This is a genomic window from Acidovorax sp. ST3 (assembly GCF_003231145.1).
Taxonomy (GTDB): domain Bacteria; phylum Pseudomonadota; class Gammaproteobacteria; order Burkholderiales; family Burkholderiaceae_C; genus Acidovorax.
Genome location: NZ_QKVP01000106.1, coordinates 1 through 570 on the forward strand (window position 1 = coordinate 1; position 570 = coordinate 570).

The 570-nt window shown below is 61.8% G+C and carries 1 protein-coding gene; it reads left to right on the forward strand.

Going from position 1 to position 570, the window contains the following annotated elements; genetic code table 11:
* Window positions 1–570: carbohydrate ABC transporter permease (locus tag DNK89_RS23820; protein ID WP_110962018.1), on the forward strand; the 570-nt coding region annotated here is incomplete at both ends.

A 570-nucleotide genomic window follows, 5' to 3' on the forward strand; every position in this document is an offset into this window, starting at 1 on the left:
GATCCTCTACACCATCATCACCTCCTTCAAGTCGGAGCAGGAGGCGATCCAGGGCTTCAGCCTGATCCCGTCGGGCACGCTGGAGAGCTATGCGGAAGTCCAGTCGCAGTACAACTACTTCAAGCCGTTCATGAACTCGGTGATCCTGGCGCTGGGCTCGACGGTGCTGGCCCTGGTGGTCGCCATCCCGGCCGCCTGGTCGATGGCGTTCTCACCGACCAAGCGCACCAAGGACGTCCTGATGTGGATGCTCTCCACCAAGATGATGCCGGCGGTGGCGGTGCTGTTTCCGATCTACCTGATCTTCCGCAATCTCGGCCTCCTCGACAGCCGCATCGGCATGACGGTGATGCTGATGCTGATCAACCTGCCGATCGTCATCTGGATGCTCTACACCTATTTCCGCGAAATCCCGGGCGAGATCCTGGAGGCGGCGCGCATGGACGGCGCCACGCTGTGGGGCGAGATCCTCTATGTGCTGACGCCGATGGCGGTGCCGGGCATCGCCTCGACCATGCTGCTCAACATCATCCTGGCCTGGAACGAAGCGTTCTGGACCATCCGGCTCAC